19 protein-coding genes are annotated in these 23,655 nt (G+C 35.1%); 4 read left to right on the top strand and 15 right to left on the bottom strand.

Going from position 1 to position 23,655, the window contains the following annotated elements; translation table 11 throughout:
• Positions 1-2: 2 nt before the first annotated feature.
• The 5 genes from EJN90_RS02115 to EJN90_RS02135 form a co-directional block, all read right to left on the bottom strand.
• Entirely contained in the window at positions 3-932 is a 930-nt protein-coding gene (locus tag EJN90_RS02115) for a family 43 glycosylhydrolase (protein WP_164543976.1), read from the bottom strand.
• Between the two features lie 89 nt (positions 933-1,021).
• Positions 1,022-2,686: a type 2 periplasmic-binding domain-containing protein gene (locus tag EJN90_RS02120; protein WP_126108652.1), complete on the bottom strand. Its 1,665-nt coding sequence runs from the start codon at positions 2,684-2,686 to the stop codon at positions 1,022-1,024.
• A 22-nt stretch (positions 2,687-2,708) separates the two neighbouring features.
• Positions 2,709-3,578: a carbohydrate ABC transporter permease gene (locus EJN90_RS02125; protein ID WP_126108653.1), complete on the bottom strand. Its 870-nt coding sequence runs from the start codon at positions 3,576-3,578 to the stop codon at positions 2,709-2,711.
• 17 nt (positions 3,579-3,595) lie between these two features.
• A complete protein-coding gene (locus EJN90_RS02130; RefSeq protein WP_126108654.1) occupies positions 3,596-4,546 on the bottom strand; it encodes an ABC transporter permease in 951 nt (316 codons plus the stop codon).
• 261 nt (positions 4,547-4,807) lie between these two features.
• The gene (locus EJN90_RS02135; protein WP_126108655.1) at positions 4,808-6,805 is read right to left on the bottom strand and encodes a beta-galactosidase; all 1,998 of its coding nucleotides are present in this window, start codon (positions 6,803-6,805) and stop codon (positions 4,808-4,810) included.
• 110 nt (positions 6,806-6,915) lie between these two features.
• On the opposite strand from EJN90_RS02135, the gene EJN90_RS02140 reads away from it, so the two are divergent.
• On the top strand, positions 6,916-7,716 hold the full coding sequence (locus EJN90_RS02140; RefSeq protein WP_126108656.1) for an AraC family transcriptional regulator: 801 nt from the start codon (positions 6,916-6,918) through the stop codon (positions 7,714-7,716).
• Between the two features lie 264 nt (positions 7,717-7,980).
• On the opposite strand, the gene EJN90_RS02145 is transcribed toward EJN90_RS02140, so the two are convergent.
• The 10 genes from EJN90_RS02145 to EJN90_RS02190 all read right to left on the bottom strand — a co-directional run bounded on the left by EJN90_RS02145 (position 7,981) and on the right by EJN90_RS02190 (position 19,385).
• Positions 7,981-8,217, bottom strand: a complete 237-nt coding sequence (locus tag EJN90_RS02145; RefSeq protein WP_126108657.1) for a hypothetical protein — start codon at positions 8,215-8,217, stop codon at positions 7,981-7,983.
• A gap of 2 nt (positions 8,218-8,219) precedes the next feature.
• Complete coding sequence (locus EJN90_RS02150) at positions 8,220-9,665, bottom strand: alpha-N-arabinofuranosidase (RefSeq protein ID WP_126108658.1); 1,446 nt, start codon at positions 9,663-9,665, stop codon at positions 8,220-8,222.
• Positions 9,666-9,675: 10 nt separating this feature from the next.
• Positions 9,676-11,322: a glycoside hydrolase family 43 protein gene (locus EJN90_RS02155; protein WP_126108659.1), complete on the bottom strand. Its 1,647-nt coding sequence runs from the start codon at positions 11,320-11,322 to the stop codon at positions 9,676-9,678.
• Positions 11,323-12,237 (bottom strand): glycoside hydrolase family 43 protein, encoded by a 915-nt coding sequence (locus tag EJN90_RS02160; protein ID WP_126112211.1) that lies wholly within the window; start codon positions 12,235-12,237, stop codon positions 11,323-11,325. It abuts the gene before it with no gap.
• 265 nt (positions 12,238-12,502) lie between these two features.
• Positions 12,503-14,119 carry an exo-alpha-sialidase gene (locus EJN90_RS02165; RefSeq protein ID WP_126108660.1) on the bottom strand — a complete coding sequence of 539 codons (1,617 nt, stop codon included), beginning with the start codon at positions 14,117-14,119 and terminating at the stop codon, positions 12,503-12,505.
• 24 nt (positions 14,120-14,143) lie between these two features.
• Positions 14,144-15,463, bottom strand: a complete 1,320-nt coding sequence (locus tag EJN90_RS02170; RefSeq protein WP_126108661.1) for an ABC transporter substrate-binding protein — start codon at positions 15,461-15,463, stop codon at positions 14,144-14,146.
• Positions 15,464-15,518: 55 nt separating this feature from the next.
• Positions 15,519-17,021: a hypothetical protein gene (locus EJN90_RS02175; RefSeq protein ID WP_126108662.1), complete on the bottom strand. Its 1,503-nt coding sequence runs from the start codon at positions 17,019-17,021 to the stop codon at positions 15,519-15,521.
• A gap of 18 nt (positions 17,022-17,039) precedes the next feature.
• Positions 17,040-17,870 (bottom strand): carbohydrate ABC transporter permease, encoded by an 831-nt coding sequence (locus EJN90_RS02180; protein ID WP_126108663.1) that lies wholly within the window; start codon positions 17,868-17,870, stop codon positions 17,040-17,042.
• Positions 17,871-17,879: 9 nt separating this feature from the next.
• The gene (locus EJN90_RS02185) at positions 17,880-18,767 is read right to left on the bottom strand and encodes a carbohydrate ABC transporter permease (protein WP_126108664.1); all 888 of its coding nucleotides are present in this window, start codon (positions 18,765-18,767) and stop codon (positions 17,880-17,882) included.
• Between the two features lie 18 nt (positions 18,768-18,785).
• Complete coding sequence (locus EJN90_RS02190) at positions 18,786-19,385, bottom strand: hypothetical protein (protein WP_126108665.1); 600 nt, start codon at positions 19,383-19,385, stop codon at positions 18,786-18,788.
• A 496-nt stretch (positions 19,386-19,881) separates the two neighbouring features.
• Here EJN90_RS02190 and EJN90_RS02195 point away from each other — a divergent pair, with 496 nt between their 5' ends.
• The 3 genes from EJN90_RS02195 (at position 19,882) to EJN90_RS02205 (ending at position 23,587) form a co-directional block, all read left to right on the top strand.
• Positions 19,882-20,784, top strand: coding sequence for an ArsR/SmtB family transcription factor (locus tag EJN90_RS02195; protein WP_126108666.1), 903 nt, complete (start codon positions 19,882-19,884; stop codon positions 20,782-20,784).
• A gap of 160 nt (positions 20,785-20,944) precedes the next feature.
• A complete protein-coding gene (locus EJN90_RS02200) occupies positions 20,945-22,135 on the top strand; it encodes an IS256 family transposase (protein ID WP_126108667.1) in 1,191 nt (396 codons plus the stop codon).
• Positions 22,136-22,711: 576 nt separating this feature from the next.
• Positions 22,712-23,587, top strand: a complete 876-nt coding sequence (locus EJN90_RS02205; protein WP_227872553.1) for an AraC family transcriptional regulator — start codon at positions 22,712-22,714, stop codon at positions 23,585-23,587.
• Positions 23,588-23,655: the final 68 nt, after the last annotated feature.

Here is a 23,655-nt window from a genome sequence, read left to right on the forward strand (position 1 = left end):
AATTATTGGAAATCTATTTCATTCTCTCTAAATATGACTTCTCTTTTCTCAATGAGCTTCCATTTCCCCTCTTTTTCTTCCAAGGGATAAACGACATATCCAGAATTAAAATAACCATCGTCTCCACCCCAACGATCACCGAAGTAAAGAATCTGATCATTGGCTTTCAGTAAAAAACTCGGCTGACTGAGATAAGTTGTTTCGTCTCCTATCTCTTCCAAGTCTGTCCATGTTCCTTCCATTGTATCTGCAACGCTATATTTCCCTTGGTTGGGGGCCCATCCTGTGCAGAAAGAAGAAATCATAAAATATTTTTGATTATGTTTGATGACTGCTGGAGCTTCTCTATACTCCCCTTGCCACAATTTGTGTACAAGGCTCTCTATATTCAGATAATCCTCACTCAAACGGTACACGTGTAAATCGGCGTTATCTCTTGCCGCCGAAATAAAGTAACCTGTCTCATTATCATCTATGAACAGAGTGCAGTCCCGCGACATATAACCAAAAGGATTGAAATGTCCGTGGTAAGTGAAATCTCCATCCGGTGTATCGCATGTTGCTACTGCTGCTGCAGCATCTCGATAATCGTTACCATTTTCGTAATGTACCCACATTACAAACTTTTTATTTTTCTTATTATATACTACTTTTGGTCGTTCTATATTAACTTTTTTTCCATTTGGGTGAACCAACAATCTCTTAGTCCGCACACGATATTCTTCTACTTTTGATTCCGTCGTTAAAATATGATTTCTAAATTCCCATTCTACTAAGTCTTTCGAACGATAACAACTTACATAATAGTTTTCTCGTCGATCTTCTCCGTACCAATAATAAAATCCTTCATGTTGAATAATGTAGCCACCATGCGCATGTATTTCTTCGCCATTTTTGTCATGCCACAACGTACCATTTTGATATGTCTTCATTTTTAAAATTCCTCCAAAACAACAGAATGCAGAACCGGGCTCAAATACTGACTTGAGTCCAGTTACTGCTTCTGAATTCATTTAATCGATTAATTGTTTAAATTTTGATACCATTCATTTACTTCTTTTGTAATGTCCTCCCCACCTTGTTCATTCCATTTTTGAACAAAATCATCAAATGCACTAATGTCTTCTTTTCCATAAATAATATTCGTATAAGTTTGTGCCTCTAACGTTTGCAGTTGTTCCCAATTTCTCTTCATCGTTTCAGTCGGTTCGCCATTAAAGAGATTTGGTAGTAATTCTTCGCGATGCTCATATGCGATTGCCGTACCGGTAATAACGGGAAGATTGAGTTCCATTTTTTCTTCTGCTTTTAATTCATCTCCAGTTTCAGCCGCTTTTCCTTCAACTGCTACATCATAGGCCGGTTTCATGCGATCAACGTAAGGTCTGTTCTTGGTGAAGATTGCTTTATCAGGTGCAAACGGTGTTTCTTTTGCCGGATCAAAGGCAGCCGGGTCAAAAACAATTTCGCCATTTACTTCATCCCAATCATAATCTTGTAAATAACCATATTGGAAGTCGCCTGTTCCAAATGCGATATCATACAACCAGTCATAATATTCAAAGAACGCTTCCATATTGTCAAAGTCACTGTTGAACATAATCCAGCCGTCATTTGTAGCACCATTTTGATAAGAAGGATCGCCATTCTCTTGACGTAAAGTTGGATAAGCTTCAATACGTGCATTCTCATTTGTAACTATCAAATCATTAACGGAATCAATTGCCCAAGGACGTCCGATAAACATACCGGCTTTTCCTTCTGTAAATTCTGTCATGGCATCCCATGCCCCTGTGGCCGCAGCTTCTTTGAACAGCCAGCCATTTTTATGCCAGTCAGCCATCTTTTCTAAAGTTTCTCTGTTACCTTCATGGATTGATCCGTATGAAAGTTCGCCATTTTCATCTTCTTGCCAAGTACCAGGGAAAAATTTACCGCTATTAGCAGAAAATAGTGTCACAGGATCAGATACCCAGCCAGTATTATAAATGCTGCTTCCTGAATAGGTGAATCCGTAAGTATCTTTCTTCCCATTCCCATCTGGATCTTCTTCGGTAAATGCTTTAATCACTTGTTCAAATTCTTCTAAATTTGTCGGTGCTTCTAGCCCTAGTTCATCAAGCCAGTCTTGACGGATAATCAATACTTGACCATCATCTAGAACTGGTGTATTCGCGATTCCATATGTTTTACCGTCTTTTGTAACAGGAGAAAATGTTTCAGGATATTGATCATACACTTCTTTCAAACGTTCAGGCATATACTGTTCAATGTCTTCATCGATTGCCTTCACACGACCAGATTCAATCATGTCCGCAATCATTTGCGTACTATATACAGGAAATACATCTGGTAGTTCTTCTGAGCCTGTCAATCCTAGTCGTAGTTTGGTGTCATAATTGCCTGCATCTCCGCCTAATAGAATGGTGTTCATTTTAATACCAAGTTTTTCTTCTCCTAAAGCAATCATCGGATTGTTATTAATATCGTCGCCACTGTCATATTTCCCAGCATTTTCATCTAATTGCTTTGCAGTCGTTATCTCCAGTACGGGATCATATTTACCATCTGCATTCTTCTCAGCTACCGGACCGCTTCCTTCTTCAGCTCCTCCATTTCCACCACAAGCAGAAAGTAACAAAGCTGAACTGAATAACAATGACATCATTCTTTTTTTCTTTACCATCACATTTTATCCCCTTTTTAAATTATTCTTTTACTGCTCCCATAACAATTCCTTTAACGAAGTACTTTTGTAAAAATGGATAAACCATCAAGATAGGTAATGCACCAATAAATACTTGAGCTGCTTTAATTGTTCTTTCGGACATCGCAGCAGCGGAGCTAGGATCTAAAGCTAAATCTTGTTGATTTCCTTGCACCACGATCACTTGTAAGAATGAGGCAAGTGGATAATTTTTAGTATCAGCCATATATAGAATACCAGTAAACCAGTCATTCCAATGCCCTACCATAATGAAAAGTGCAACGGTTGCCAAACCAGGCAACGATAAAGGCAAATAGATTTTACGAAATACAGTGAAAAAGCTTGCACCATCAATTAAAGCAGCTTCTTCTAGTGCTTTGGGAATACCTCGGAAAAAATTCATAATTAAAATCATATTGTAGCAACTGAAAGCTCCCGGTATGATGTATACTAAAAAGTTATTCTTTAGTCCCAGTCCTGTATTAACTAAATAAGACGGAATTAATCCCCCTCCAAATAACATGGTAAATACTAAGAACCACATAATCGGAGCTCGCCCACGAAAATCTTTTGATAGGGCATAGCCTGAAGTTGTAATAATAAACATACTGTAAGCAGTACCGATTACTGTTCTTGCAACCGATATACCTATAGAAGAAAGGAAATTGCCATTTTGAAACGTTTTGGTATAAGCAGTCCAGGTAAAGTCTAGCGGCCAAAACGAGACCATACCACTATTAGCAGCTGCTTTTCCGCTCAACGAAATAGCAAGCAGATTGAGTAAAGGAAGCACACATAACAATGCAACAATCAAAAGAAACATTATATTGATAAAAGAAAATATTCGATAGCTATTCGATTTATGATACATTCATGATTCCTCCTTTCTTAAAAGATACGGTAGTTTGCAACTTTGTAAGCGATCCTGTACGCAACAACTGTCAAAATCAATCCAATGCCAGATTTAAAGAGTCCCACCGCCGTACCGAAACTATATTGTCCATTTAATAAAGATTGGCGATATACATAGGTGTCAATAATATCTCCCGTACTATATGTTAATGGGGAGTATAAGTTAAATACTTGATCAAAGCCAGCGTTCAACACATTTCCTAAGCTTAGCGTAGCCATTACGATAATAATGGGCAGCATGCCCGGAAGTGTTACGTGGAAGGTTTGTTGTAATCTGCCCGCTCCATCCATTTCCGCCGCCTCATACAGATTCGGGTCAATATTAGAAATAGCAGCTAAATAGACAATCATGCCGAATCCGAATCCTTTCCATAAATCTGATGCAATAATGATTTGCCGGAACATATCTGCTTCACCTAAAAAGAAAGTTGGTTCAATACCAAAATTTGATAAGAAAGTATTCACAATACCATCTAATCCAAGAATATCCTTCATCATGCCAGCTACGGTAACCCATGAAAGAAAATGAGGCAAATATACCATTGTTTGAATTCCTTTTTTAATTCCGGTTTGCCGCACTTCATTTAGCATTAAAGCCATAATCACAGGTACAATGATACCTAACACAATCTTCCAACAAGCAATGACAATTGTATTGATAATAGCCTGAAAAGACTCTGGAAAATCAAAAATCCTTCTAAAATTGTCTAATCCAATAAACTCTGATCCTAAAATACCAAGCCAAGGTTTGTAATTTTGAAAGGCCATGATCAATCCGCCCATTGGCAAATAGTTGAAAATGATAACACTTACAATTGTTGGCAGCAATAAAGTATATAATGGCCAATTAATTTTTAATTCTTGCCTTAACGTCTTCTTTTTCTTTTTTGCGACAGTTTTGGTGATTTCTTTAACTGTAGTTTCCATTATTTCCCCTCCTTGCCTCTATCATATTGTAAGCGCTTAATAATATCTATGCCCCTTTTTTAATTGAACCACCCCAAAATTAACAAGTTTTTTTAGAATAAGAAAAGCGGGACAGGATTGAACCGCTAGACATCGATAGCAGAAAAAACTTATGCTTTCCTATTCCAAAATAAAAACTCATAACAATCATTGCTCTGTTGGATAATCTCCAATAGTACGATTGTTATGAGTATACGTTTGAAAAATGGTTATTAAGCTGATTTATTCCTTAATCAAAATTGTTTCATACGGAATCAGTTCTTTTCCTTCTTCTAATTTATTTCCCGTCAGTACATCTATGGCTTCTGTAAATTGTTTTGGCAGTTTCTGATTTGTTTGCGTAAAGTTCATAATAAAAGTAAAACACTCATCCTCTTTATATCGACAAGTAATTTCTAATTCAGTCTCTTCCGTGACCAGTGATTCTACTTCTGCGTCGTTTATTGCTTGATCTAATAATTTGCTCATTGTGGAAGTATCTAATTGTGTGCCCACATAATAAACCTTTCCATTTTGATAGTGATTTACTGTAGCTATCGGCATACCAGCATAAAAATTGCTGGTATATTCTCCCAAACTCTCTGCCGTCTCCAGATGGATCAAGTCACTCACTAACGTTGACGTACCAGTATGTTCATTACCTAATTTTATTTCGTTCTTTTGAGTAGGAGCCAATGCGTCGATCTCTTCTACCCAAATACCGGTCAATTTACGCAAAGGACCTGGATAACCACCTAAATGAACATTATCGGATTGATCAACAATCCCACTCATAAAGGTTGTTACAAATGTTCCGCCATTCGATACAAATTTTTCTAGTTGTTCCTGCATATCATCTTTTATCATATACAAAACAGGTGCCACTACAAGCGAATAATTTGAAAAGTCTGCATCGACAGGAATCATATCTACTGAGATATTTTTATCATAAAAATAGCGGTAGTATTGATGAATCTGATCGACATACTTCAAATCTTTATTTGGTCCGCTGGTATATTCTAACGCCCAATAATTATCCCAATCAAAAATAATTCCTACTTTGGACTGATTCTCAGCATTCAATATACCATCAAGTTGTTCCAGTTCTTCTCCTAGTTGTTTTACTTCTCTAAAAACTCGTGTGTTTTCGGTACCGACATGTTCAATCACGGCACCGTGGAACTTCTCACATGCTCCCACAGATCTTCTTAGTTGAAAGAATTGAATGGTGTCTGAACCATGAGCCACTGTCTGGTAGCTTTGAGCACGCATTTGTCCCGGTTTTTTCAAAGAATTATAAGATTGCCAGTTTTGTTGACTTGGTGTTTGTTCCATCAGCATGAATGGTTTGTTTTTTAAGCCTCTCATTAAATCATGAGTCATCGCAACCATACTCCAAGGTGTATCAAAAGCAGGATAGTTATCCCAAGAGATGATATCCATTTCTTTTGCCCATTTAAAGTAATCTAAATTTTTATAAGTACCCATTATATTGGTTGTAATCGGTGTTTCTTGGTCATACTTTCTAACAGCATCACGTTCCATCTTAAAGTTCTCTAACATACTGTCAGAATTGAAGCGTCGATAGTCAATTGATATACCAGCGAAAGCTGTTTTATCTGGTCCAATTCCTTCACTTAAAGCATTTGGTAATACGATTTCATCCCAGTCATATATTGTATGTCCCCAGAACTCTAGATTCCATGCCTTATTTAACACTTCAATTGTTTGATATTTATCCTTTAGCCAAACCCGAAATGCTTTTTCACAATTTTCGCAGAAACATTCACCGCCATATTCATTGTTGATATGCCAACAAGAAAGACGAGGATTTTCTCCATAACGTTCTGCTAGTTTTCCAGCTAATCGAGAAGCATATTTTTGATAGATAAGACTATTTGGACATGCATTGTGTCTTTGCCCAAACTTATGGTGTCTGCCCTCATAATCCGTTCTGCCAACTTCCGGATATCTTTTAAACATCCACGCAGGCAAAGCAGCCGTTGAAGTTGCCAAAACAATGTCATATTCCTCTTTTGTTAACATATTAATAATTTCATCTAACTCATCGAAGTAATATTCATTTTCACTCGGTTGAATTTTTGCCCAAGAGAAAACATTGATGGTTGCGGAATTTATTTTAGCATTTCTAAAAATTTCCATATCTTCTTTCCATGTGCTTTTTTCCCATTGATTTGGGTTATAATCTCCACCATATAAAATTCGTTTAAATTGTTTCATACTGCACTCTCCTCTTTTTAATTTAATTGTAAAGGGTTTCTTGAGTTCGTTGTATAATATGTTAAACTAAAAAACATAAGATTCCGAAACAAAAGAAGGTGTTTTACCATATGTCTATTTATTTTCAATTATCAAACGTATCATTGCCAATTTCTATTGAAAGTATCGGAAATCAATGGTCGCAAATAAGTGTCCAAAGACCAGACGGTTACCCCTTTTATCATTGGTTGCAAACGGAAGAAGGAACAGGAGAAATTGTAATAGAAAATAAAAAAATTCTTTTGAATGCCGGAGAAGGTGTCTTTATAAGTCCTTTCGTTCCTCATTCTTATTATCCTGTAGGTCACTGGACCACCAATTTCATTACCTTCGATGGTATTTTAAAAAGCAGTTTTTCAGACATTGTTGGATCTAATCCCTATACCTTGACCGGAGATTCGTGTGAATTTTCTTTTTCAAACTGGATTGCATCCATCATTCAAAAACATGAGGAAAACACATTAGATACAACGGAGCATTCTGTGCAATGTTATCGATTTTTATTGCAGTTAAGCCAAAAACACGATCCTAGCCATCAACATCATTTATATTTTATGTATGTTGAACCTGCCATTGAAATCATGAAAAAACAATATAATGCTTCTATCACGATTGAAGAAATTGCTGAACAATTATTCATTAGTCCTCAATACTTGTCTCGCTTATTCAAGCGATTCATTAATGATAGTCCCTATAAGTATTTAACAAATTATCGGATTAGTCGTTCGAAGGAGTTGCTGGTTAACCAAAACGACTTAGCTATACAAGAAATTGCCATGCAAGTTGGATTTGATTCACCAAGCCAGTTCAATTACCTTTTTAAACAGAAAACTGGCTATACACCTGGGCAATTCAGAAAACTATACCACTAACGATAAAACAAAGACGTTCAAGCTCATTTTACAGCTTGAATGTCTTTATTTTTCTGGAATAACGATGTTCAACGGTTAAATCTCTGCTGAGCATCGTTATTTTTTGAAAATAAAGACGTTCAGCCTCAAAATTTTATTTGAATGTCTGTTTCTATAAAAGCATTAAAAATTATAATGCAAAACTCTCCTAGAAAAGCGGACAATTCCTCCTGACTAACGAAAAAAACTCCTTCAATTGACTATAGATTTGAAGGAGTTTATATTTTACCAATTTCCAACTGGACATTCCTTATTAACAAGATTTGCCCGAAATTTATAGAAACAGCCACATTTTGTACAGGTATGCAGTGAACGAAATGGGCACATTTCGCATTTTCCCACACGCTTCTTAACTAATTCTTCATCGGCTAAATGAATTTCAAAACTTAATTGCTCCGCTATCAATTCATCTACATCCACAGCCAGTGCTTCTTCTTTTACATCGCACCCTTTACAAGACATCTTTATCCCTCTTTAATTGTTAATGTAACAACGGACATTGCTGGAACCGTTACTTGCACATTATTTTCTGCAGTAACGAATCCATTGAAGTCTTGAATAGACACGGTTTCGGGATGATCAAAATCATTGTGTGCATTCATTTCTTCGCCTACAATGTACTGTCCTTCTACAACTTCAACCGGCGAACTAAAATTAAAATCAAGTTTTTCTTCACCTGCAACTGCAAAATTACAAATGGATACAGTTAATTGTCCATCTTTTTTAGATACAGTATAAGTAATCGTATCTTTTTCATTTCCGTAGCTGTCTATTAATTCAGCGTCTTGGTGATTTTTATAGAGATCAAACACATGATAAGTTGGTGTTTTAACCATCTTTTCTCCCTCAGTTAAAATCACTGCTTGAAGAACGTTTACAGTTTGGGCAATATTCGCCATATGAACACGATCTGCATGTTTATGGAAGATATTCAATGTAATAGCCGCTACCATTGCATCGCGAATCGTATTTTGCTGATATAAGAATCCCGGATTGGTCCCTGGTTCAACGTTAAACCATGTTCCCCATTCATCAATAATCATTCCGATTCTTTTTTCTGGATCATATTTATCCATGATTGTCCCATGTTTGCTAATTAGTTCGTCCATATGTGCTGCTTTTTGACAAGTTAAGAACCATTCGTCTTCGTCAAACTGAAGAGCACTTCCCTTTTCTTCCCAACCATGTGGATGAACATAATAATGGAGACTTAAACCGTCCATCATCCAATGTGCGTTCTTCATTAACGTTTCTGTCCAGTGATAATCATCGACGTTCGCTCCGCCAGCAACTTTGTAAATTTTTTGATCCCCGTATTGTCTTACATAAGTTTGGTAACGGCGATATAAATCGGCATAATACTCAGGGCGCATATTTCCTCCGCAACCCCAGTTCTCATTTCCAACACCGAAGAATTTCATATCCCATGGTTCTTCTTGGCCATTTTCACGGCGCCAGTCTGCCATAGGGGATACTCCTGCCATAGTAATATATTCAACCCATTCTTGCATTTCTTGGACTGTGCCGCTACCTACGTTCCCATTTACATATGCTTCACAATCTAACTGACGGACTAATTCAAAAAACTCATGGGTTCCGAATTCATTAGTTTCTGTCACACCGCCCCAGTGGGTATTAACCATTTTTTTACGATTTTCTTTCGGTCCAATTCCATCTTTCCAATGATACTCATCCGCAAAACAACCACCTGGCCAACGCAATACAGGAATATTAATATTCTTCAGCGCCTCCACAACATCGGTACGCATCCCATTTACATTTGGAATATCAGACTCTTTGCCCACATATAACCCTTCATAAATACAACGTCCTAAATGTTCTGCAAAATGTCCATAAATATATTTGCTAATTGTTGGCCCTGATTTATTACTTAAAATATTGATTGTCATGTATACTCTCCTATTCTGCTTTACTTCCCCAAATTAATTCATTGTTTTCACCAATTGCCGAAAACGTCAGGAAGTCTGTTTCTGCATCTTCTACTGTTTGCTTAAATAAATTACCGTCATAGACAATTCCATCTATTGTTACTCTAATATACCCATTATCCCTTTGTTCCCAACTACCAATCACATCCCCCGTTATATCACCATTACTTTCAAGATGAATCGTTTGAGTTGGTAACATCGTTTTGCCATTATCGGTGCCATGATTGATAAATTCATATGTGCCGATAATTTCACTACTATCCAAGGTTTGTGGAATACGTTCGCTTCCATCGTACTCATAGGGAACAGGAACTGGCCAACCTTTTTCATTCATAAACATCTGGTGTACACGTACTTCATGATTTTCTGCACCGTTATTGAAACGTGTATGGAAAACCAAATACCAATGTCCGTCTTTATCGATGAAAGCTGAATTGTGACCGGCCGCGCGGAAGCCAACCTTCTGATGAGAAAACTGATAATTTCCTATCAATTTGATTCCATAATGGTAATTTTGATCACCTTGATCTATAATGGGCGAGTTCTCTTTTGCATCTATATAGGGACCATCTGGGTTTTCCGATCGGAATAATCGCATATTATAGCCGCCCGTCGCATTTAGCCCTCCATAAGTAATAAAAAGATAATAATAGTCCGTCTCTTGATCATAAACAATGTAGGGTCCTTCTCCCGATTGATGATAGCCGCCTGATAGTTTCGTACCAAAATAACGATCAATAATTCGTCCGTCCGGTGTAGTGGAATCTTCCCCAGGATAAATTGCTTTACCAGTTGACTGGTCTATTTCCAGTAGGAAAATTCCACCCGACCAAGAACCGTATGTCATCCATAATTTACCATCTTCGTCATAAAACAAGGCAGGATCAATCGCATTCGGTGCATAATCCGTATTATAGGTCAAACCATTTTCGATCGACCATTTTTCATTAAATTCGGAAATTGTTCCATCTTTTATTAACTTCTTCAAGTTTGTATTTTGATAATTTGTATTTCGCTCACTGCCATCAGATGAATCTTTTTCAGTGAAACCAGAGTAAACGACGGTCGAAGCATAGCTGTATGGCCCTTCAATTGACTTTGCAACTGCAAAACCGATAGCTGACCTTCTCCAAGTTGAACTGGAAGAGTAATAAAGCATATAGGCTCCTAATGAACCATCTGACCATTCATATTTCTCATTCCAAATGACATCTGGTGCCCACAATCCATACCCGCCTTGAGAATCCGCATCATCATAGCCCGCCCATTCAAAAGTTTCGGCAAGATTTTCCGGAGTATTTCCATAGAGCATATTATCTTCCATATTTTCATACTCTACATTAAAAGGCACATCCCATGTTACTAAGTTTTCTGATTTTGCTTGAGCAAGATGAGTCCCAAAAATATAGTATTCTTCTTTTCCATCTTCATCTACTAAATACGTAAGAGATGGATCGTGAACAGATACTCTTGTTCGATTGATCGTTGTCCACGTTTCTTGTTCAATTTCTTTTATATCAGATTCCTCCCCACAGCCACTCAAACTGATTATATTTAATCCTACTACTGCAAAGACGAGCTTCTTATTGCATTTCTTTGTTATTCCTTTTCCCCACATTTAACGCGGTTCTCCAAAAACCGGGAATCCATCTTCATCCCAAGTAAACACTTGTGCATTTGCATGTCGGTCTGGAACATCCAGTGGTTCTTCCTCCAAAACGATTTGAGGTCGTGCGTGATAGATAAGTATGTCTTTTGTACCATCTTCAGATACGGTAAAACTATTGTGACCAGGTCCAAATTTTTTATTTTTTTCAGATGTTTTAAATACAGGTTCTTTCGCTTTATTCCAACTTTCTTTTTTCATTAAATCAGCTGTTTCATCTGCCCATAGTAATCCCATACAGTAATTTTCATCCGTTGCACTTCCTGAATAAGTAATGAATACCTTTCCATTCCTAATAATAACTGCCGGTCCTTCATTTACTAAGAAACCAATTTTTTCCCAATCATATTCAGGAATACTTAACATAATTTGTTCCCCTTTTAGGGTCCAAGGATTTTCCATTTCTGATAAATACAGGTTGGAGTTCCCAGGAATTTCCGGATCTTTTTGTGCCCAGACATAATACAATTTACCGTTCAGTTCAAAAACAGTTGCATCTAGACTAAAACTTTCAAAAGCGGTTTTAACCTGCCCTTTTTCCACCCAATTACCTGTTAGTGGATTTTCGTCCGCACATTCCAGAGCGTACATCCGATGTTGGAAGGTTCCTTTTGCAACTTCCGAACTCCCTGCTGCAGCAAAGTATATATACCATTTCCCTTGGACAAAATGAATCTCTGGAGCCCAAATTAATTTACTCATTTCACCACTTGGATGAGCGTGCCAAACGCTGGCTCTTTCTCCATCTTCCAATTCATTTAGAGTTTTCGCTCTTCTTACTTCAATCTCCTCGTATCCAGGAACCGATCCTGTAAAATAATAATATCCATCTGTATGTTTATACACCCACGGATCTGCTCTCTCCATCACGATTGGATTTATATATCTATTTGTTTCATTATTTGTCAAAGTGGCCCACCTTCTACCTTTCTGATTAATCACCGTTAGTATTGACTTTTCAATCGAATTGCTTTGTTTCTTGTTTGATAAAGATAATAGTTAATTCATGCAATTATTCTTTATACAATATTTTTCTGTCATTTTCTAAAAATTTGAACAGATAGAAATGAAATCAAATAAGAAGTTTTTTATCTATCTGCTCAAATCCATAAAAGATTGAACAAATAGTAAATTAGTGTATGTAAATACAATCTATTTCTGCGAAATTTTCTTTATGAGATAACTCGATTGTATTAATACCTTCTCCTAGTTGAATTTTGACTGTGACCCATTGGAATCTTCCCCAGTGTTTTGTTTTTGGATACACTACATCACTTTGTTGAACTCCATTGATAATCAATTTATGCTTAGCTTCTTGAGAATATCCATTGTCATAGCGAATTAACATCTCATATTCACCATCTTCAGATACAGCAACATTTGTAAATTTAATTCTGCTATTAGAAAAATTAATGTCTCCTACTTTTTCGCCTTCAGAAGCATCATAGTGATCTACTATCCTAACATTATCTAACTGAGCACTTTCTGCTTCATATTTTTGAAATCTTGTTGGTAAAGAACCAAATTTTACGTCATTCAATTCCGAAGTATCGTTCTCGACAGTTACGATTTGAAAGATCTGTTTGTTATCTGCTGACATAATAATACTTTGACTATATGCAGTGTTATGTGCTGAATCATCTAATGAAGAAAAAGTTACAGGTAGCGGCTCGCGCTCCCATATTCCATCACCAAGATTCTTGTTAGTATAAAAATTTTGATTATCTTCTAGTCCAGGTAACGAATTAATACCCCACTTTGAAGCAATTAGAATTTTCCCATTCACGCTACCATCGTCTACCCAAGTTATCGAAGGTGATGATCCTGGCGTTCTGCCATCGCTTGAATAAATAGGAGTTCCTAAATCATTTGCATTCCAATTAATGCCATCATTTGATTTTTTAATATATACCTGTGCAAAGTTTTCAGTCATTGAAGGCTTATTAACTACCTCATAAGATGCAATAAACGTATTATCAGGTAATTGGGTCATTGTAAGCATTCCTGGTCGGTCGTGTTTGTTTGGTACTGCTACTACATTGGATAGTGCCCCCCAAGTTTTTCCGCCATCTGTAGATGTCTTCATAACTAGAGCTTGAAGAATATCATCATTCTTTTGTCGTTCATCTGAATAATAAACAGATAAATCTCCATTTCCGTTTAAATAAAGTGCAGGTTCCCAAATCGGTGTTGTTGTAGAATCAGGTGACGGATCATAATCTGCAGGACCACCTTCATCAACTATCGATAATAGACTCCAAGTTTTTCCTAAATCGGAACTTTTATAAATCGCTAAAACAGTTTTACTTTCATCTTCTGGTTTCAATATACCCGCTAAGAGGATATCTCCTTTTTTAGAGTACGTAGTGTCTCTTTCTACTTCATATAAAAATGGATTCATCTGTAGTGGATATTGTGAAAAATCATTTGTAAAATCCACAATTTTTGTCCAATTTTTCCCTTTATCGTCACTTTTATAAATAGGCCAAACTAGACGATTATTTTCCATTTTTCCTTGATCAAATGTAGCAATAAGAGAACCATTACTTGCAGAACTATTTTTCACTTCGATTACTTTAGGATAGGTTGCACCAGCATCCATAAAACCAGTGCTTGCAGTCGGAGAATAAATTGTACTACCATTACCATCAACTACACTTTCTTCTTGTGCTTCGATACTTTTTGCATGAATATGTATACTGAAACTAAAAAAAGAAAAAGCCAAAAGAATCATTCCAATAGTTTTCATTTTTTCATTAAGAGTTCCTCATTTCTATTGATCTGAAATTGATTTATCTAATAATTTTTGCATCTTTGGTTGTGCTTCCTTCACATATTCTTCAGCTGTTTTCTTTCCATCTAGGACAGGTTGAATGTTTGTGAAAAACTCATCGTACCATTCGCTAGTATACGTTCTCGTCATTGGCAATGATCTTCCATTTGTATCTAAAATATCTAAAAATATTTGTTTATTTATAGGTCTGGATGATGTATCAGAAGCCCATTCTTTTGCTTTTTCTACATTGTTAGGAATTTGTACTGATGCTTCAACTAATGCATCTTGTCCCTTTACAGAAGTAGACAAATATTTTACTAATTCAACTGCATCTTCAGGCGATTTTGTATTTGCTGAAACACCGATACCCGTAGACTGGAAGTAAGTAGCCCAATCGCCTGATTGTCCTGTTGGCCAAGGTATCAAGTCGTATTCAAAGTCAAGTTTTTGATAAGTTCCCATATCCCAAGGTCCCACTGGAAAAAATGCTAGCTCTCCTTTCATCCATCTTTGATAAGTATCTAACGTTTGTCCTTGAGAAACTGAAGGAGTTACTTCATACTTAATTTGTAAATTAACAAATTCTTGTAAAGCGCTTATAAATTCAGGTGTATCAATAGTCACTTTTGTTGCGTCTTCATTCAACCAATCTCCTCCATTTCCCCAAACAAACGAAGGAAGTGACCATCTAACATCAAGTCCAGTACCCCATTGATCTAATTCTCCATCTCCATTAGTATCTTTAGTCAGTTTTTTTGCAATCGTTACAAATTCTTCTTGAGTAAAGCTGTGGCTTTTGTCTGGCAACTCGATTCCATTTTCTTCAAACATAGTTTTGTTATAACCTAGAGCAAATGGTGCTGCATCTTTTGGTAAACCGTAATGTGTACCAGCTCCTACATCAGTACCATCAAACTGAAAATTTTTAACAGCCATTGGCCAAATTCCATCAATATCATTTTTAGCTTCATCACTTAGATAATCATCCATTTCTAACAATACACCATTATTTACATATGTTAAAAAGTCTACTTGTTCAAACCAAAAAACATCAGGAACATTCCCCCCAGAAATAGCAGCCTGTAATTTAGTTTTATACTGACTACCATCAGTTGGAATAACTTTTACCTTTACATCATTTTCTTTCTCAAACTCTTTTATCACTTGTTCGTATGCATCTTGTTCTTCTTGATTCCCAGTCAACATCATTGTAATTTCTTTTTTACTTGAATCACCCGATTCATTTTCACTGTTCTGACATGCTGTAAAGAGAATTAACGAACTGAAAATCGTAATTACTAACATAAATTTTTTCATAGAAAAACACTCTCCCTAATTTTTTTATATTTTTCTTAAATCGGAATCTTCTTTCTCAATTTTTAAAATAGAAATTACAACTATCTATTTCAATTGTCCTTGCTCCTTGCAAATCTTCTATAAAAATTTCCGAATAAATAATTTCATTCACTTTAACAAATATCCATTTAAATTTCTTGTGAGTTTTTTCTAGATAAATTAATCTGGGTTGGTTATTAATCCATAACAAAAGTGTTGATGGATAAGAAACTGACCTGTATCTTATAGCTATTGAATTAATAAAATTAGTGGATGGTACTTTTATTCTTAAACGACTAATTACAGTCAACTCCGCCACCCTACTTGAAGTGGCATCTTTTGTTAGAAATGTTAATATATTATTTTCCTCTCCCATCTGTTTAGCATCAATTGTAAAATCAGGTAATTTTAAAGAACCAAACATTAAGTCATTTAGTTGTGTCTTTTCATTATTGACTGTAACAAGTTGAAATAGTTCATTATCACCACCTAAAATACTTTGACTGTACGCACTGTTTTCTACCTCAGTATTAACACAGTTATAACTAATTGGCATTGGAATTCTATCCCAATATCCATAACCATCTGTATAGTTTATAAATAAGTCTTGACAATTTCTAACTTCATTTTCTACTATCATCCACTTTGAAGAAACAATGATAGCTTCTCCTTTCTCAGTATTTATTGTTGATACAAATGGTGCAGATCCTGGAACAACTCCATCTCTGGTTTTTATCTTAGTTCCCATATCTTGAAAATTCCAAACTAACCCATCTTCAGAATGACAAACAAAGATTTCAGCAAAATTTTTTTCTATAGATGGAGAATTAACAACTTCATAAACACCTACATATCCACTATTTTTAGTCCGTACAATACTTATCATTCCAGGTCTGTGATAAGGATGTGGATATGCTACCATTGGATATATGGGAGACCAAGTATTTTTATTAGGATTAAAATATTTCAAAACAAGTGCTTGTAAAATCCCTTCTGATTTCATCCGTTCATCCGAATAACCTATTGTCAAATCACCATATTTATTTACAAAAAAAAGTGGTTCCCATATAGCAGTTGTTTTTGCTTCAGGTGAATTGTTATAAATCGCCGGACCACCACCATCTACTTGAGCTAGTCTATTCCAATGATACCCTCCATCTTTACTATAATAGATAGGTAAGATAGTTTTAGAAATATCTTGTGGTTTTATAATACCTGATAATAATATCATCCCCGATTCGAACCCATTTGTACCTTTTGGTATTTCAAAGAGAACGGGATTCATTTGGAGAGGACAGTCCTCATAATCATTTTGAAAATCAATTATTTTATCCCATGTCTTTCCATAATCTTCAGTTCTAAAAATCGGCCATACCTGTCTTCCTTTAATCAACTGCCCTTGGTCGCAGGTTGCTAAAAAAACTCCTTTTTTGTTTTCCTCATTTAACTTGATAAGTCTAGGATACGTTGTTCCAGCGTCAAGATAACCGGTATTAAACAAGGGCTTCAATATTGTCTTTTCATAAAAAAGGTCGGTCATTCAAAAATCTCTCCTATCCTATTTCCCACCAGATAATGCTATGGATTCTACAATTTGTTTTTGAAAAATAATGAATACTAACAATACAGGTATTATCGATATTACAGACGCTGCCATAATTAAAGGATAATCCGTCTGTAAGGCGAACTGAGAATTCAAGCTTGCTATCACTACTTGTAAAGTTTGTTTTTCGGGGCTATTAAGGTAAATTAACGGTGCTAAATAATCATTCCATACACCCATAAACCATAAAATAAATTGTGCAGCAATGGCTGGTTTAATTGATGGTAATATAATTTTTACAAATATTTGCAAATAGCCAGCACCATCAATTTTAGCAGCCTCTATTGCAGAATCGGGTACATTAGATAAATATTGTCTCAAAAAGAAAATCATTGTAATATTACCGAAAACACCTGGAACAATTAAGGGCAAAAGCGTATCTACCCAGCCAATTTTAGAAAACATTACAAATTGTGGAATCATTAATGTTGGATATGGAATCATTAATGCAACTAGAAGCAACAAAAAGATTAAATTTTTAAAAGGTAATCTTAATTTAGCAAATGAAAAAGCAGCTAAGCTTGAAGTTATGGTCCCAAGAGTTGTAACACTTAAAGAAACTAAAATTGTATTTTTTATTCCTGAAAAAATTGTTTCCAATTCTAATAATCTTTTATAAGCATCTATTGTGAAAGGATTCGGAATCCATTGAGGCGGCAAAGCCAAGACTCCCGTTTTAGTTTTAAAAGAGGTTGAGACCATCCAGACTAGTGGACCAATCATAACTACACAACCAAAGCTTAGTACAATAAAAAAGATAATATTATTTATGCGATCTTTCTTCATTGTTATCTCCTATTCTATTTTGTAATCCGATTTGTTATTGATATAAAATTGAATTGCAGTGATAATAAAAATCAGTATCCCTAAAACAATAGACATAGCACTTGCGTATCCCATTTGAAAATTACTAAAAGCTTTTCTCCAAATATACCAAACAATACTTGCTGAACTAAATTCTGGCCCTCCATCCGGAGTCATAATATTTATTTCTGTAAAAATTTGAGAACCTGAAATAATATTTGTTACTACTAAAAAGAATGTTACAGGTTTGACCATGGGCCAAGTAATAAATTTAAACTTTTGATAACGAGAGGCTCCATCCAATTCAGACGCTTCATAATATGATTTAGGAATGCTTTTTATCGCAGCTATATATAACAGCATGGAATATCCTATACCTTTCCAAATGGACATAATAATAATTGCAGGTTTAACAGTAGAAACATTTTGTAGCCAGTTAGGTCCTTCAATTCCTATAATAGAAAGTACTTGATTAACTAATCCAAAATCTCCATTATAAGCCCATTGCCACATAATAGACACTGCTGCTAGCGATGACACTACAGGTATATAATATGTTGTTCTAAAAAAATTGGTTCCTTTGAATTCTCTACTTAATAAACTCGCTAAGATAAAAGATAGAAACAAACCAACTGGGATTCCCAACATGAGAAACAACGTATTCCAGATAGCTTTATAAAAATATTCATCTTCAAATATTTCTATGTAATTTTCAAATCCTATAAATTCCATTTTAGCTAATCCATTCCAATTAGTTAAAGATGTGTATACAGAAACCAAAATAGGGATTGCTGAAAAAAGTAAAAATCCCACGATTGGTAATAATACAAATAAAAATGCTACTTGTTTCTCTTTTCTGTAAAGCTTACTCGTATTCATTTTTCTTCCTCCAAACAATCAAATTAATTCTTTAAATTTTTTATTGTATTGTCTTTTTAAAATATAGAAAAAAGTAGATACAAAACATGGTATAACAAAGAACACTATTTCAGTTCTGACAAGGTAAATAATGTAAAAAAATTCTATTAATACTAATAAGTAAATAAACTGGCTAGGCTTAATCAACGGTATCACTAATGAAAATTTTATTTTTTTTACAATAGAAATATTTTTTTTATTGATAAATGTAAAGTTGAGTATAAATAAAATCAAAATTAATAGAAAAAATAATGATGGTAAAAATAGCAAAGAAAACAAAAATTTGGTTTGTTGAATAACATAAATATTCATAATTAATAAAATTAATGCTAGCGTTCCAGATAGAACAATTTTTGTTTCATTGGAGAGACAAGTTTTAAACTCAAAAAAATATAACTGCCATATAAACTTATAATTTTGGTTAAATATTCCCTCCATCTTTATTATTTTGCATACCGTCATCAAACTAGGTATTAAACCGAAGAAAAAAAACCCTAAGCAAGTGGTTAGAATAAATAACATATTAAGGATAAAATAAACTACAACAATATTTATCCAATTCATGATTTTTAAACTCATCAAAGTCCTCCTTAAAAATTCAGCTAAATGACATTCTCATAATATTTCCCCAAATTCAAGTTACTCCCCTATGCATCATACTAAGGATTATGCATGTTTATAAATATTAAATTAACAGCACGTTGTCTTGATTCCATTATTTACCAGTTCTATCCTTTTGGCCTTATTTTAATTTTATTGAATACATCCTTGAACTCTTTCCCTTTAAGCTTTCTTTCCCAACCTCCCTTTACTAAAACCCATTAAATTAACATTAAAGTAATTATAACTATATAAGCAAGCGCTGTCAACAACATTTATGTTATCTTAATTCATATTAAAAAAACTAAGTTAATATATACGTTAACTTAATGAAAAGTAGAAGATAATGCTAATAAAGGGTAACTAACCAGCCCCTTAAAGATGTATTGTCCTCTAACTTTAATTGTATTTGACTTTATCGTAGTTAAGGTTTATATTAATCACATGGGAGTTAATAAAGAAAGTAGGTGATGATATGCAACTAGATATTTCTCAATCTTCTTTAGTTGTGTATGAAGCTTTAGCAAGTGATGTTCGCTTAAAAATAATTCAATTATTATCAAATAAAAAAATGAACATAAAAGAACTCGCTGCTGAACTTCAACTAAGCAGCGCAATTACTTCTAAGCATATTAAAAAACTTGAAGAAGCAGCAATAATAAAAACAGAAAAGATACCTGGCAAATCTGGCTTGCAAAAATTATCGATCTTAAAGGTCGATCATATCGATATTGTATTTCCTGTTAAGATTTATCCTTCATTTGAACTTTATGAAACAACGATTCCTGTAGGTCACTACACGGATTACAATATCCAACCGACTTGCGGTCTTGCGGACAGCAAAGATTTTATTGGAAATGTTGATGAACCAAGATACTTCATGGACTCCAGACGTATGAACGCCAGTATCTTGTGGTTTACTTCTGGATACGTTGAATACAAAATCCCTAATTTTTTACAAAAAGACAATACCTTACAGCAGATCGATATAAGTATGGAGATTAGTTCAGAATTTCCATTTTCAAATGATGTGTGGCCTTCTGATATTACTTTTTCACTGAACGGTATTGAACTAGGAACATGGACAAGTCCAGGGGATTTCGGAGATACAAGAGGAAAATTAAATCCTGAATATTGGCCGGATAATTTAAATCAGTACGGTCTACTAAAAACCATTCGAATTACCGATCACGGAACTTACATGGATGGTGATGTGCTTTCTCCCGTTACTTTAGAGGAGATTGATGATTCATTAGATATTTGGGATATCCGTATTGAAGTAAAAGAAGACAGTGAAAACATCGGGGGAGTGACACTGTTTGGAAAAAGTTTTGGGAACCACGAACAAGACATTGTTGTTAAAACCTATTATTCATAATAAAAAAAACTTATCACATGTTTTTGATTGAAATATGCTTTTATTATTATTGAAATTAGATTTTGAGAGAGTGTAAAATATTTTGCGTAAATAGAAAAAAGGAAGTCCCTTCTGTAGAATAGAGTTACCACAACACATTCACAGAAAAGAGGACTTCCATATGAACGATTTTACTACAGAAATTCTAAAGACTCTAGCGAACAAAGGCGATTTGAATGAATTATTCCGTGTCCATTTGGAGAAAGCAGTCAATACGCTTCTCAAAACGGAGTTAACAGCTTTCCTCGATTACGAAAAGTATGATCGCATTGGTTTTAACACGAGGAATTCTCGTAACGGCTCCTATGACCGTACGGTCAAGACCGAGTACGGGGAACTTCATCTCCAGATTCCGCGCGACCGCAACGGCGAGTTCAAGCAACAGACTGTTCCTGCTTATAGACGGACGAATGATACCTTAGAGGAGACCGTCATTCACCTCTTCCGAAAAGGTATTACCATGTCGGAAATCGCAGACTTGATTGAGAAAATGTATGGGCATCACTACACGCCCCAAACCATGTCCAATATGACTAAATCATTTACGGAAGAAGTCACTTCATTTAAGGAACGTGAGCTTCATGACCGTTATTCCGCTATTTATATGGACGCAACCTATATCCCTTTAAAGCGGAAAACCGTTGCCAAGGAAGCCATTCATATCGCAGTAGGCATTCGCCCGGACGGTTCAAAGGAAGTGTTGAGCTATGCGATTGCACCAACTGAATCTATCACGATTTGGGAAGAGATTTTAATAGACCTCCAGGAACGTGGCGTGAAAAACGTCCTCCTTTTCATCACGGATGGCTTAAAGGGGATGGCAGGGGCCGTGCAGCGGTTCTACCCCAAAGCCCGTTTTCAACATTGCTGTGTGCACGTTTCCCGTAATATCAGTCACAAAGTGCGTGTCGATGATCGTAAGGAAGTCTGTGATGATTTTAAAATGGTGTATCAAGCGTCATCTAAAAAGGCGGCATTGGAAGCACGTGGTGCTTTTGCGGAAAAGTGGAAAACCTGCTATCCAAAAATGGTGGAATCGATCCTTTCGAACGATTACCTGCTCACTTTCTATGATTTCCCATTAGCCATACGCAAGAGTATTTACTCTAAGAACTTGATTGAATCCTTTAATAAGCAAATCAAGAAATACAGCCACCGCAAGGAACAGTTCCAAAATGAAGAGTCGATGGAACGTTTCTTAGTCTCGTCTTTTGATACTTACAACCAAAAATTCCTAGGTCGCAGTCATAAAGGTTTCCAACAGGCCGAAGGCGAGCTCGAACAAATGCTGAGCCAACTGATTGAGAATTAGAAACAATCTGCAGTAGGGAAGAATCATTTACACAAAATTATTGACGCTCCCGATTTTGATTGCATCATGGAAAATCTTTTTATTTAACTCAAATTCATAATCAAAGAACTTAATAAAAATTTCGCTAAACCAAATTCTCATAAAGAAAAAACGGAACCAGCTTGACCTGAAAAACATTAAAGATAGAAAACACTTATAAAACTCTCAAAAAAATTCATTCTACTTTTAATGATACTTTTATCAAAATCGGAGAATGAATTTTTGTTTTAATAATTTTTTCTAGTTACATTTTCTCTAAAAATATAGGTCTGTTAAAATCAATACCCACTCTTCATGACTATAGATGTTCTACTGTCCTGTAGGCTCGCTATACTTAGTTAGGTTTGCTCACAGCCCTTGCAAAGGATATATCCTACCTGACAACTATAATTTAAAAAATAATTGCTAACTGTTTCTTTTATACTCTTTTCAATATGTGGATAAATTTCCCATATAAATTTACATGAAGGAGGAAAATCGAATGAGGCTTACTTTCTCTTTAATTTTAACTAAGTTATTTCATTCGAAGTCAAACAAATGATAGAAAAACAAAAATATAAAGAAAAAACAATTCATGGAACTAGCGATTTTCCTTTAGCTTGGTATTCGGATATATCAGATACTTGGCAAAACTTTTTCTTTGTTCCTCATTGGCATGAAGAGTTAGAAATCTTGTATGTTTTGGATGGTAGACTAGAATTAATTATTGATGGGGTTTCCTATATAATTGGCCCAAATTCGGTAGCCTTAATCCCACCAAATCTACTTCATATCGCTTATCGAATAAATAATGAACGTTGCCGATTTTGCTCCATAGTATTTTCGATTGATTTAATAGCAAGCAAGACGGCTGATAAAATCCAAAGAGAGCAATTACAACCATTTTTAGAAAACCCATTTTCAGCTAACTATATTCTCTTACCTGGGTCACAACAACAAAGTGAAGTGCAAAAACTCATCCATACTTTTGAAAAAACTTTTATAGAGGAATCTTTTTGTCGCGAGTTACTAATTAAGGGAGTTATCATTCAATTATTAGCTCAACTTATTCAGACAAAAAATCTAAAAATTCAGAAAACGAATGCTAAAAAATTACAAGAAGAACGAGAACGTACGATCATCGAATTTATTTCATCAAATTTTGATGAAAAACTGACACTTTCCTCTTTAGCTAATTCAGTTATGCTTAGTAAAGAGCAATTTACACGTTTCTTCAAAAAGTCATTTCGAACCTCTCCAATACATTACTTGAATCAATTTCGATTACAAAAAGCTACCGAATTACTACAACAAACTGATTTACAAATAATTGAAATCGCGCAATTGGTAGGATTTGATAGCAGCAATTATTTCTCTTCATCTTTTCGTAAGTGTTTTGGAATATCCCCTTCAGAATTTAGAAAAATGACATGATTTTGCTATTCATTGCCATTAATTTGCATGATTCCCAGCAGTTAATGTTCTAAAATTAAAAGACAAAC

The organism is Jeotgalibaca ciconiae (assembly GCF_003955755.1).
Taxonomy (GTDB): Bacteria; Bacillota; Bacilli; order Lactobacillales; family Aerococcaceae; genus Jeotgalibaca; species Jeotgalibaca ciconiae.